This window comes from Bradyrhizobium sp. USDA 3240 (genome assembly GCF_054063295.1).
Genome location: NZ_JBSSGD010000002.1, coordinates 2,155,776 through 2,168,141, shown reverse-complemented (window position 1 = coordinate 2,168,141; position 12,366 = coordinate 2,155,776). Strand labels below are relative to the sequence as shown.

General features: G+C 65.2%; 8 protein-coding genes. 7 read left to right on the top strand and 1 reads right to left on the bottom strand.

Annotated elements, in window-relative coordinates; translation table 11 throughout:
* Positions 1–51 precede the first annotated feature (51 nt).
* The 6 genes from kdpA (at position 52) to ACVIGA_RS10990 (ending at position 8,445) form a co-directional block, all read left to right on the top strand.
* Positions 52–1,755: a potassium-transporting ATPase subunit KdpA gene (kdpA, locus tag ACVIGA_RS11015; RefSeq protein WP_456666394.1), complete on the top strand. Its 1,704-nt coding sequence runs from the start codon at positions 52–54 to the stop codon at positions 1,753–1,755.
* Between the two features lie 24 nt (positions 1,756–1,779).
* Positions 1,780–3,891 (top strand): potassium-transporting ATPase subunit KdpB, encoded by a 2,112-nt coding sequence (kdpB, locus tag ACVIGA_RS11010; RefSeq protein WP_456666393.1) that lies wholly within the window; start codon positions 1,780–1,782, stop codon positions 3,889–3,891.
* Positions 3,892–4,004: 113 nt separating this feature from the next.
* Positions 4,005–4,610, top strand: coding sequence for a K(+)-transporting ATPase subunit C (locus ACVIGA_RS11005; protein WP_456666392.1), 606 nt, complete (start codon positions 4,005–4,007; stop codon positions 4,608–4,610).
* 39 nt (positions 4,611–4,649) lie between these two features.
* Positions 4,650–7,361 (top strand): DUF4118 domain-containing protein, encoded by a 2,712-nt coding sequence (locus ACVIGA_RS11000; protein WP_456666391.1) that lies wholly within the window; start codon positions 4,650–4,652, stop codon positions 7,359–7,361.
* Entirely contained in the window at positions 7,358–8,047 is a 690-nt protein-coding gene (locus ACVIGA_RS10995; protein ID WP_097675280.1) for a response regulator, read from the top strand. The genes ACVIGA_RS11000 and ACVIGA_RS10995 overlap by 4 nt, the downstream gene beginning before the upstream one ends.
* 164 nt (positions 8,048–8,211) lie before the next feature.
* On the top strand, positions 8,212–8,445 hold the full coding sequence (locus tag ACVIGA_RS10990) for a DUF6496 domain-containing protein (RefSeq protein WP_456666390.1): 234 nt from the start codon (positions 8,212–8,214) through the stop codon (positions 8,443–8,445).
* Between the two features lie 151 nt (positions 8,446–8,596).
* On the opposite strand, the gene ku is transcribed toward ACVIGA_RS10990, so the two are convergent.
* On the bottom strand, positions 8,597–9,484 hold the full coding sequence (ku, locus tag ACVIGA_RS10985; RefSeq protein WP_375776306.1) for a non-homologous end joining protein Ku: 888 nt from the start codon (positions 9,482–9,484) through the stop codon (positions 8,597–8,599).
* A 106-nt stretch (positions 9,485–9,590) separates the two neighbouring features.
* Here ku and ligD point away from each other — a divergent pair, with 106 nt between their 5' ends.
* Positions 9,591–12,215 (top strand): DNA ligase D, encoded by a 2,625-nt coding sequence (gene ligD / locus ACVIGA_RS10980; protein WP_456666389.1) that lies wholly within the window; start codon positions 9,591–9,593, stop codon positions 12,213–12,215.
* Positions 12,216–12,366: the final 151 nt, after the last annotated feature.

Here is a 12,366-nt window from a genome sequence, read left to right as displayed (position 1 = left end):
GCATGTTCGCGTCGCTGCTGCGCTTCGCCCCCATTCGAAAGGTTTGACGCAATGACCGTCATCGGTTGGATTCAAATTATTCTGTTCTGCGCGATCGTGGTCGCGCTGGTCAAACCGCTCGGCTGGTACATGACCCGCGTGTTCAACGGCGAGCGCACCTTCCTCTCACCCGTGCTGCGCCCGGTCGAGCGCGGCATCTACTGGGTCGGCGGCGTCGACGAGCGGCGCGAGCAGCACTGGCTGACCTACACGGTCGCCATGCTGCTGTTCCATGTCGGCGGCTTCGCGCTCATCTACGGCCTGATGCGGCTGCAGGCGGTGCTGCCGTTCAACCCGGCCGGCCAGACGGCGGTTGCCGAGGATCTCTCCTTCAACACCGCGATCTCCTTCATCACCAACACCAACTGGCAGAACTACGGTGGCGAGAGCACGTTGTCCTATCTGGTCCAGATGCTCGGCCTGACCCACCAGAACTTCCTGTCGGCGGCAACCGGCATCGCGCTGGCGATGGCGCTGATCCGCGGCTTCACCCGCTCGTCGATGCGCACGGTCGGCAATTTCTGGGTCGACGTCACGCGGTGCACGCTCTACGTGCTGCTGCCGATCTGCATCGTCTATGCGCTGTTCCTGGTCTGGCAGGGCATGCCGCAGACGTTAGGTGCCTATGTCGACGCCACCACGCTGGAGGGCGGCAAGCAGACCATCGCGCTCGGGCCGGTCGCTTCGCAGGTTGCGATCAAGATGCTCGGCACCAATGGCGGCGGCTTCTTCAACGCCAACGCCGCGCATCCGTTCGAGAACCCGACCGCGCTGTCGAACCTGGTGCAGATGATATCGATCTTCGCGCTGGGCGCTGCGATGACCAACGTGTTCGGCCGCATGGTCGGCAACGAGCGCCAGGGCTGGGCGATCTTCGCCGTGATGGGCATCCTGTTCGTCGCCGGCGTCACCGTCACCTATTGGGCGGAAGCCAACGGCACCTCGGCGCTACAGGCGCTGGGTCTCACCGGCGGCAACATGGAGGGCAAGGAGGTCCGCTTCGGCATCGTCGCGTCCTCGCTGTTCGCCGTTGTCACCACGGCTGCGTCCTGCGGTGCGGTCAACGCCATGCATGACAGTTTCACCGCGCTCGGCGGCATGATCCCGCTGATCAACATGCAGCTCGGCGAGGTCATCATCGGCGGCGTCGGCGCCGGCTTCTACGGCATGCTGCTGTTTGTCGTGCTGGCGATCTTCGTCGCCGGCCTGATGGTCGGCCGCACCCCGGAATATGTCGGCAAGAAGATCGAAGCGCGCGAGGTCAAGATGGCGATGCTCGCGATCCTGGTGCTGCCGCTGATGTATCTCGGCTGGACCGCGGTCGGCGTCGTGCTGCCGTCGGCGGTGGCTTCGATGGCCAATGCCGGTCCGCATGGCTTCACCGAGGTGCTGTATGCCTACACGTCCGCGACCGGCAACAACGGCTCGGCGTTCGCGGGCCTCACCGGCAACACGCTGTTCTACAATCTGACGCTCGCCTCGGCGATGTTCGTCGGCCGCTTCTTCATGATCGTGCCGGCAATGGCGATCGCGGGATCGCTGGTCGAGAAGAAGTCGATCCCGGCCTCGGCGGGCACCTTCCCGACCACCGGCGGCCTGTTCGTCGGCCTCGTCATCGGCGTGATCCTGATCATCGGCGGTCTCACGTTCTTCCCGGCGCTGGCGCTCGGGCCGATTGTCGAACACCTCGCCATGAACGCCAACACCTTGTTCTGATTGAATACGTCCGGAGTGACATCCATGGAAACCATGAAACTGCAGAAACAGGTGACGGCGTCGACCATGCTCGACCCGAAGATCCTGGTGCCGGCGATCTGGTCGGCCTTCGTCAAGCTCGATCCACGGCTGATGATGAAGAACCCGGTGATGTTCGTGGTCGAGGTCGTGGCCGCATTGACCACAATCATCTTCGTCCGCGATCTCGTCACCGGCGGCGCCAACCTCGGCTTCACCTTCCAGATCATCCTCTGGCTCTGGTTCACGGTGTTGTTTGCCAACTTCGCCGAAGCCGTCGCCGAGGGCCGCGGCAAGGCGCAGGCGGAGTCGCTGAAGAAGACCCGCACCGAGAGCCAGGCCAAGCTATTGACCGGCACCGACCGGACCTACCGCATGGTGCCCGGCACCTCGCTGAAGGTTGGCGATATCGTGCTGGTCGAGGCCGGCGACAACATCCCGTCCGACGGCGAGGTGATCGAAGGCGTTGCTTCGGTCAACGAGGCCGCCATCACCGGTGAATCCGCGCCTGTCATCCGCGAGTCCGGCGGCGACCGTTCGGCGGTCACCGGCGGCACCCAGGTGCTGTCCGACTGGATCCGCGTCCGCATCACCGCGGCGCAGGGCTCGACCTTCATCGATCGCATGATCCGCCTGGTGGAGGGCGCTGAGCGGCAGAAGACGCCGAACGAGATCGCGCTCAACATCCTGCTGGCGGGCCTCACCATCATCTTCGTGTTCGCGACGGTAACGATCCCGAGCTATGCGGCCTATGCCGGCGGCTCGATCTCGGTCGTGGTGCTGGTGGCGCTGTTCGTCACGCTGATCCCGACCACGATCGGTGCGCTGTTGTCGGCGATCGGTATCGCCGGCATGGACCGCCTGGTGCGCTTCAACGTGCTGGCGATGTCCGGCCGCGCGGTGGAAGCCGCCGGCGACGTCGATACGCTGCTCCTGGACAAGACCGGCACCATCACGCTCGGCAACCGCCAGGCGACCGCGTTCCGTCCGATCCGTGGCGTCACCGAGCAGGACCTCGCCGATGCGGCACAGCTCGCCTCGCTCGCTGACGAAACGCCGGAGGGCCGCTCGATCGTGGTGCTGGCCAAGGAGAAATACGGCATCCGCGGCCGCGACATGCACGAGCTTGCGGCGACCTTCGTGCCGTTCACCGCGCAGACCCGGATGAGCGGCATCGATGCCGGCACCTCGTCGGTCCGCAAGGGTGCGGTCGACGCCATCCTTGCCTATGTCGACGGCGGCTCGCCCCGCACCGTCGCATCGGGCAACACCGTCCGCGCGGTCGCAGCGACGATGAGCGCGGAAGCCCGCGAGATCCAGGCGATCGCCGACGAGATCGCCAAGGCCGGCGGCACGCCGCTGGCGGTCGCCAAGGACGGCAAGCTGCTCGGCGTTGTGCACCTCAAGGACATCGTCAAGGGCGGCATCCGCGAGCGCTTCGCCGAATTGCGCCGCATGGGCATCCGCACCGTGATGATCACCGGTGACAACCCGATGACCGCGGCTGCGATCGCAGCCGAGGCCGGTGTCGACGACTTCCTGGCGCAGGCAACCCCCGAGGACAAGCTCAAGCTGATCCGCGACGAGCAGTCCAAGGGCAAGCTGGTCGCGATGTGCGGCGACGGCACCAACGACGCGCCGGCGCTTGCGCAGGCCGATGTCGGCGTCGCCATGAACACCGGCACGCAGGCGGCCCGCGAGGCCGGCAACATGGTCGATCTCGACTCCAACCCGACTAAGCTGATCGAGGTGGTCGAGATCGGCAAGCAGCTCTTGATGACCCGCGGCGCGCTGACCACGTTCTCGATCGCCAACGACGTCGCAAAGTACTTTGCGATCATCCCGGCGATGTTCCTCGCGTTCTACCCGCAGCTCCAGGTGCTGAATGTCATGCACCTTGCGAGCCCGCAGAGTGCGATCCTGTCGGCGATCATCTTCAACGCGCTGATCATCATCGCGCTGATTCCGCTGGCGCTGAAGGGCGTCAAGTACCGCGCGGTCGGTGCCGGCGCGCTGCTCAGCCGCAACCTGATGATCTACGGTCTCGGCGGCATCATCATCCCGTTCATCGGTATCAAGGCGATCGACCTCATCGTCGCCGCCTTGGGCCTTGCGTAACCACAACCGTCATTGCGAGGAGCGAAGCGACGAAGCAATCCATCGATCCCCGTGCTGAGCCATGGATTGCTTCGCTTCGCTCGCAATGACGAGAGAGACTTAGGAGACCTATCATGTTGAAAGAAATCCGCCCCGCTATCCTCGTGCTGGTGCTGCTGACCGCGATCACGGGCCTTGCCTATCCGCTCGCCATGACGGCGATCGCCGGCGTCATCTTTCCGAAGCAAGCGCAAGGCAGCCTGATCGAGAAAAACGGCAAGGTGATCGGCTCCGCCCTGATCGGGCAGGAGTTCAAGGAGGATAAATACTTCCGCGGCCGGCCGTCGGCGACCGTCGCGCCCGATCCGAACGATGCCTCCAAGACCGTGCCGGCGCCCTACAACGCGGCCAATTCCGGCGGCTCCAACCTCGGCCCGACCAGCAAGGCGTTGAACGACCGGGTCAAGGAGGATGTCGAGAAGCTGAAGGCGGAGAATCCGACCGCCAGCGTGCCGGTCGATCTCGTCACTACGTCCGCCAGCGGCCTCGATCCCGATATCTCGCCGGACGCCGCGCTGTTCCAGGTGTCGCGGGTGGCCAAGGCGCGCAGCATGTCCGAGGACGCGGTGCGCGAGCTGGTGACGCAGAACACGCAGGGCCGCTTCGCCGGCATTATCGGCGAACCCCGCGTTAACGTTCTTGCACTCAACCTGGCGCTCGACGCGGCAAAGGCGAAATAGGGGAGTAGGCCCGCTCTCGCAGGATGACTATATTGCGGTATGGCCAATCAGCGTGACCTCGATAAACGACCCTCGCCGGATGCGCTGCTGGAAGCGGCGCGCCGGGAGACCGATCGATCGGGGCGGCTGAAGATCTTCATCGGCGCCGCACCCGGCGTCGGCAAGACCTACGAGATGCTCTCGAGCGCCCACGCCCGCCTCAAGGCGGGCGTCGACGTCGTGGTCGGTGTCGTCGAAACCCACGGGCGGGTGGAGACCGAGGCGCTGCTCAGGGGTCTCGAGGTGATACCGCGGAAGCGGCTGGCCTATCGCGACCAGACGCTCGAGGAGATGGACCTCGACGCCCTGATCGCGCGACGGCCGCAGCTCGCGCTGGTCGACGAGCTCGCCCATACCAATGCCCCGGGCAGCCGGCATCCCAAGCGTTATCTCGACGTCGAGGAATTGCTGTCGCACGGCATCGACGTCTACACCGCGATCAACATCCAGCACATCGAGAGCCTCAACGACGTCGTCGCGCAGATCACCCATGTGCGGGTGCGCGAGACGGTGCCGGACTCGGTGGTCGATCGCGCCGATGCCATCGAGCTGATCGACCTCACGCCCGACGACCTGATCCAGCGGCTGAAGGAGGGCAAGGTCTATGTGCCCAAGCAGGCGGAGCGGGCGCTGGAGCACTATTTCTCGCCCGGCAATCTCACCGCACTGCGCGAGCTGGCGCTGCGGCGTACTGCCGAGCGGGTCGACGAGCAATTGCTCACCCACATGCAGGCCAATGCGATCCAGGGGCCCTGGGCCGCGGGCGAGCGCATCCTGGTGTGCCTGAGCGAGGATCCGCGCGCGGCCGGCCTTGTGCGCTACACCAAGCGTCTGGCCGACCGGCTGCATGCGCAATGGACCGCGGTCAGCATCGAAACGCGGCGCAGCCTGCAACTGAGCGACGAGCAGCGCGACCGGCTTTCCGACACCATGCGGCTTGCGGAATCGCTCGGCGGCGAGGCGCTGACGCTTCCCGGTGTCGGCCGCCGCATCGCCGACGACGTCATCAATTTCGCCCAGGCCAACAATGTTACCCAGATCATCATCGGCAAGTCGACGCGGTCGCGCTGGTTCGAGTTGACGCGCGGTTCGGTGGTGCACGATCTGGTGCGCCGCGCCGGCAATATCAGCGTCAACGTGATCGCCGGCGACGAGCTGCCGGTCGGCAAGGCGGCGGTGCAGACCGCACAGCGTCAGGAGCCGTTCAATCCGCGGCCCTATCTGATGGCGCTGCTGCTGACGGCGATCGGGCTCGGCGCGGCCAAGCTGATCCAGCCGTTCTTCGGCATCGAGAATGTCGACCTCGTGTTCATCACCGCGGTGGTCGGCGCCGCGGCGCGCTACGGGCTGTGGCCGTCGCTGCTGGCCAGCGTCGCCGCCTCGCTGTGCTACAATTTCTTCTTCCTGCCGCCGGTCTATACCTTCACCATCACCGACCCGACCAACGTCGCGGCGTTCTTCTTCTTCATGCTGATCGCGCTCTTGGTCTCCAACGTCGCGGCGCGGGTACGCGTCCAGGCCGACGCCGCGATCGGCCGCGTTCGCACCACCGAGTCGCTCTATGCGTTCAGCCGCAAGCTCGCCGGCACCGCGACGCTCGACGACGTGCTGTGGGCGACCGCCTACCAGATCGCCTTGATGCTGAAGGTGCGCGTGGTGCTGCTGCTGCCGGAGGACGGCATGCTGACCGTCAAGAGCGGCTATCCGCCGGAGGACCAGCTCGATCAGGCCGATCTCGCCGCCGCCAACTGGGCCTGGGGCAATGATCGCCCGGCCGGCCGCGGCTCCGACACGCTGCCGGGTGGCAAGCGATTGTTCCTGCCGATGCGCACCGGCCGCGGCCCGATCGGCGTGATCGGCATCGACGACGACCGCACCGGACCGCTGCTGACGCCCGACCAGCGCCGGCTGCTCGATGCGCTGGTCGACCAGGGCGCGCTCGCGATCGAGCGCGTGCTGCTGGTCGAGGACATGGATCGCGTCAAGCGTACGGTGGAGTCCGACCGGCTGCGCGGCGCGCTGTTGACCTCGATCTCGCACGACCTCAAGACGCCGCTGGCTTCGGTGCTCGGCTCGGCCTCGGCGCTGCGCGATCTCGGCACCAGCCTGAGCGATGCCCAGAAGCATGATCTGCTCGCGACCGTGATCGACGAATCCGAGCGGCTGAATCGCTTCATCGCCAATCTCCTTGATATGACCAAGCTGGAATCCGGCGCGATCGTGCCGAATACCGCGCGCCACGATGTCAGCGAGATCGTCGGCAGCGCGCTGCGCCGTGCCGCCAAGATCCTGGTACATCACCGGGTGTCGCTGGAGCTTGCGGCCGACCTGCCAATGCTGGAGCTCGACGCCGTGCTGTTCGAGCAGGTGCTGTTCAACCTGCTCGACAACGCCGCCAAATACGCCCCCTCGGACACCACGATCTCGATCCGCGGCGCGCGCGACCGCGACACCATCGCGCTGCAGATCCTCGACGAGGGCAACGGCATTCCGGCCGCCGAGCTCGAAAGCGTGTTCGACAAGTTTTACCGCGCCGAGAAGGGCGACCATGTCCGCCCCGGCACGGGCCTCGGGCTTGCGATCTCGCGCGGCTTCGTCGAGGCGATGCGCGGCACCATCGCGGCGGCCAACCGCTCCGACCGGACCGGCGCCGTCATCACCATCCGCCTGCCGATCCCGGCCGACACCAACGCGCTGGACACTGCTGCATGAACGCCACGCCGATCAAAGTCCTGGTCATCGACGACGAGCCGCCGATCCGCAAGCTCCTGCGGATGGGGCTGAGCACGCAGGGCTACGACATCCTCGAAGCCTCCAACGGAAAAATTGCGTTGGAAATGCTGGGCGAGGGGCCGGCGCTGATCATCCTCGATCTCGGTCTGCCCGACATCCAGGGCCACGATCTCTTGCGCATGATCCGTGGCCGCAACGAGAGCGTCCCGATCGTGGTGCTGTCGAGCCGCGGCGACGAGGCCGGCAAAGTGCAGGCGCTCGATCTCGGCGCCGACGACTACCTGACCAAGCCGTTCGGCATGGACGAACTGTTGGCGCGGCTGCGCGCGGCGTTGCGCCACCAGCTGCAGGTCCAGGGCGAGCGGCCGGTGTTCCGCTCCGGCGATCTCTCGGTCGATCTGGTGCGCCGGATCGTCAAGGTCGGCGACAAGGAGATCAAGCTGTCGCCGAAGGAGTACGACCTGCTGCGCGTGCTGGTGCAGCATGCCGGCAAGGTGCTGACTCATCGCTTCCTGCTGAAGGAGTTGTGGGACGAATTGACCGACGCGCAGTATCTGCGCGTCTATGTGCGCCAGCTCCGCCAGAAGATCGAGGCCGACCCCGAGCGTCCGCAGTTCGTGCTGACCGAGACCGGCATCGGCTATCGGCTGCGCGCGGCGGATTAGGCGTTGTCATGCCCCGCTTCAAGCGGGGCATCCAGTACGCCGCGGCCTCTCGGCTCAATCGCTACGGTCTCTGGAATACTGGGTCGCCCGGTCGAGCCGGGCGACGGCACCGTCGGAACTTTCACTCCCATCGAGGCTTGTTTTCCGTTAGCGGGAGAGAAATCATGGCAAGAAAGTACTCGCGAAATGCATCAAGCGATGTCGAGCGTGTGATGAAGAAGCGCAAGGCCGGCACGCTACGCAGTGGCCGCTCCAAGAAGAAGGTGACGAGCCGCAAGCAGGCGATCGCGATCGGTCTGTCGGAGGCGCGTGCCAAGGGGCGGAAGGTACCGAAGAAGGTTTCCAAGAAGAAGACGGCGAAGCGCAAGGCGGCCAAGAAGCGGAAGGCCGCGAAGTAGAGGTAGGGGCAGCCGTTCCCATCGTCATTGCGAGCGAAGCGAAGCAATCCATCTCTCCTCGACTGCGGAAAGATGGATTACTTCCGCCCTTTGCCGAGGCTTCGGCGGACAAAGTCGTCGCTTCGCCGCTCGCAATGACGGGAGCGGGAGTTCACCCGGCCTTGCGCGACCGCGCGCTCGACCTGTGCGCCTTCTTGGCGGTACGGCGATGCGAGGCCGGGCGTCGTGCGGCGGAGCCTGAGCGCCTGGCGCCACCTTTCCGGTCCTTCAGGCTCTGCTTCAGCGCGTCCATCAAGTTCACCACATTGCTCGGCTTCTCCTCGCGCGCGGCCGCCTTGATCGGCTTGCCGGCGGCCTTGCGGCGGACCAGCGCCTTCAGCGCGGTCTCGTACTCGTCCTTGAATTTCGACGGATCGAAATGCGCGGCCTTGCTTTCGAGGATGTGGCTGGCGAGCTCGATCATGTCCTTGGTCACCTTCGGGCTCTTGATATCGTCGAAATAGTCACCGGCATCGCGTACCTCGTAGGGGTAGCGCAGGGTGGTGCCGAGCATGCCCTTGTCGAGCGGCTCGATCGCGATCACGTGCTCGCGATTGGTCAGCACGATGCGCGCCAGCGCGACACGGTCCTGGTCCTTCATGGCGTCGCGGATGACAGCGAATGCGTCCGCGCCGGCTTTGCCGTCGGGTCTGATGTAATAGGGGTGATCGAGATAGCGTTTGTCGATCTCGCCCTCGGGCACAAAGCTGTCGATGTCGATGGTGTGGTTGCTTTCGATCTCGACCGCCTCGAGCTCGTCCTTCTCGATCTCGACATATTTGCCCTTGGTTACCTCGTAACCGCGGCCCTTCTGGTCGCCCTCGACGACGTCGCCGGTCTCGGCATCGACCATCTGCTGCTTCAGCCGGTTGCCGGTTTCCCGGTTGATCATGTGAAAACGGGTTTTCTCGACCGTGGTCGAGGCCGGGTAGAGCGCCACGGGGCACGACACCAGCGACAGTTTGAGCGTGCCTTTCCAATAGGCGCGGGGAGCGGCCATGATCGTCTCCAAACAGCTTGAGTTTGGAACTTGAACGGATACCGTAGGTTTTGGTTCCTGACGGCCGCACGGTTGCGGCGGCCGTGGTTTGCGCCGAGGCCTGCACGTGCCGCTGAGAAATCTCACCACCTATCGCAAGAAACGCGACTTCGAGAAGACCAATGAGCCGTCGGGCGACGTCAAGGTGGCACCTGGCAAGCAACGGCGCTTCGTGATCCAGAAGCACGACGCGACACGGCTGCACTATGATTTCAGGCTGGAGTTCGACGGCGTCTTCAAGTCCTGGGCGGTGACGCGCGGGCCCTCGCTCGATCCGCACGACAAGCGGCTCGCGGTCGAGGTCGAGGATCATCCGCTCGACTATGGCGATTTCGAAGGCACGATTCCCGAAAACCAGTATGGCGGCGGCACGGTGCAGCTCTGGGATCGCGGCACCTGGGAATCGGACGATCCCGAACGCGGCTTCAAGAAGGGCGACCTCAAGTTCACGCTGCATGGCGACAAGCTGCACGGCAGCTGGGTGCTGGTGCGGATGAAGAACGACCGCTTTGGCGGCAAGCGCACCAACTGGCTGTTGATCAAGCACCGCGATGAATACGCCGTTGATGGCAATGGCGAGGCGGTCCTCGACGAGGACCGCTCGGTCGCCTCCGGCCGCTCGATGGCAGAGATCGCAGCCGGCAAGGGCCGGGCGCCGAAGCCGTTCATGCTCGCGAAGGGCAATGGCAAAGCCAAAGCAGATGCGGTCTGGCAATCCAACCACGGCATGGCTGCCGACGCGCGCGCCCGGACCAAGGCGCCGGCGCCCAAGGAAAAATTGAAGGCCCAATTGAAGACGAGGCCGAAGGCCCTGCCGAAGCAGGTAACGGAGATGCCGGACTTCGTTTCGCCGCAGCTCTGCGCCGCGGTCGAGAGTCCGCCCAATAGCGCGGGCTGGTGCCACGAGATCAAGTTCGACGGCTACCGCGTGCAGCTTCGCGTCGAGGACGGCGAGGCCGTGGTGAAGACCCGCAAGGGGCTCGACTGGTCCGACAAGTTCGGTGCGATCGTGAGGGAGGCCGGCAAGCTGCCGGATGCCCTGATCGATGGCGAGATCGTCGCGCTCGACGAGAACGGCATGCCGCATTTCTCGACGCTGCAGGCGGCACTATCCGACGGCAAGACCGACCAGCTGATCTTTTACGCGTTCGACCTGCTGTTTGCCGGCAATGAGGATCTCCGCCCGCTGCCGCTCGCCGAACGCAAGGCGCTGCTGCAGGCGCTGCTCGCGGCGCGCAAGGGCAGACTGATCCGCTATGTCGAGCATTTCGAGGAGCGCGGCGACGCCGTGCTGGATTCCGCGCGCAAGCTCGGGCTGGAAGGCATCGTCTCCAAACGGCTCGACGGCGCCTATCGCTCCGGCCGCTCGGACGACTGGACCAAAGCAAAGATCCGCGCCGGCCATGAGGTGGTGATCGGCGGCTGGAAGACCACCAACGGCAAATTTCGCTCGCTGATGGCGGGCGTCTATCGCGGCGGCCAACTGGAGTTTGTCGGCATCGTCGGCACCGGCTTCGGCCAGGACACCGTCCGCCGTATCATGCCGGCGCTGAAGGCGGCAGCGTCCGACACCAGCCCGTTCGGTGGCAAGGACGCGCCGAAGAAGGGCCGCGACGTGCACTGGCTGAAGCCGGAGCTGGTCGCAGAGATCGAGTTCGCCGGCTGGACCGACGCCGGCAACATCCGCCAGGCGGCGTTCAAGGGCCTACGCCAGGACAAGCCGGCACACGAGGTCGAGGCCGAACGGCCGGTCGTAACCAAAGTGGTGAAGCCGATGGCGAAAGCAAAATCCGGCGAGGTCATGGGCGTCGTCATCTCGCACCCGGACAAGGCGCTGTGGCCCGATGCCGGCGACGGCGCGCCGGTGACCAAGCTCGATCTCGCCAATTATTTCGAGGCGGTCGGCGCCTGGATGATCTCCTACCTCAAGGGCCGACCATGTTCGATCGTGCGCGCGCCTGACGGCATCAAGGGCGAGACCTTCTTCCAGCGCCACCCGATGGCCGGCACGTCGAAGCTCCTCAAGCTCGCCAAGGTCTCCGGCGACCGCAAGCCCTATCTGCAGATCGACCAGGTCGAGGGCCTGGCTGCGGTCGCGCAACTCGGCGGCCTTGAGCTGCATCCCTGGAATTGCGCGCCGGATGCCTATGACACGCCGGGTCGGCTGGTGTTCGATCTCGATCCCGCGCTCGACGTCGCGTTCTCCGACGTGGTCGACGCGGCCAAGGACATGCGCCAGCGGCTGACTGCGGTCGGTCTCGAAAGCTTCTGCAAGACCACCGGCGGCAAGGGCCTTCATGTCGTGGCGCCGCTGCTCTTAGGTGCGAAGGACAAGGTGACGTGGAAGGAGGCCAAGGCGTTCGCGCAAGCGATCTGCCAGTGGATGGCGCAGGACGATCCCGAGCGCTATCTGATCAATATGTCCAAGGCCAAGCGCACCGGAAAGATCTTCCTGGATTATCTGCGCAACGACCGGCTCTCGACCGCGGTCGCGGTGCTGTCGCCGCGGGCGCGTCCGGGCGCGACGGTGTCGATGCCGCTGACCTGGGCTCAGGTGCGCGGCGACCTCGATCCGAAGAAATATACGGTGCGGTCGGTGCCGGCGCTGCTCGCCAAGAGCAAGGCATGGGACGGCTATGAGGATGCGGCCTCGTCGATCAAGGCGTCGATGAACAAGCTCGCGGCGCAGTAGCAAACGTTTAGGAAGGCTTGTGCCGCTGGCTTGGTCGTCATACCCCGCGAAAGCGGGGTATCCAGTACGCCGCGGCTGATCCGTTCAATCACGAACGCCTCTGGAATACTGGATCACCCGCTTTCGCGGGTGATGACAGTTGTTGATGCGG

Excerpts from the sequence above, each read along its gene's own strand:
- kdpA (WP_456666394.1), top strand. The coding sequence starts at position 52 with ATGACCGTCATCGGTTGGATTCAAATTATTCTGTTCTGCGCGATCGTG.
- kdpB (WP_456666393.1), top strand. The coding sequence starts at position 1,780 with ATGGAAACCATGAAACTGCAGAAACAGGTGACGGCGTCGACCATGCTC.
- ACVIGA_RS11005 (WP_456666392.1), top strand. The coding sequence starts at position 4,005 with ATGTTGAAAGAAATCCGCCCCGCTATCCTCGTGCTGGTGCTGCTGACC.
- ACVIGA_RS11000 (WP_456666391.1), top strand. The coding sequence starts at position 4,650 with ATGGCCAATCAGCGTGACCTCGATAAACGACCCTCGCCGGATGCGCTG.
- ACVIGA_RS10995 (WP_097675280.1), top strand. The coding sequence starts at position 7,358 with ATGAACGCCACGCCGATCAAAGTCCTGGTCATCGACGACGAGCCGCCG.
- ACVIGA_RS10990 (WP_456666390.1), top strand. The coding sequence starts at position 8,212 with ATGGCAAGAAAGTACTCGCGAAATGCATCAAGCGATGTCGAGCGTGTG.
- ku (WP_375776306.1), bottom strand. The coding sequence starts at position 9,484 with ATGGCCGCTCCCCGCGCCTATTGGAAAGGCACGCTCAAACTGTCGCTG.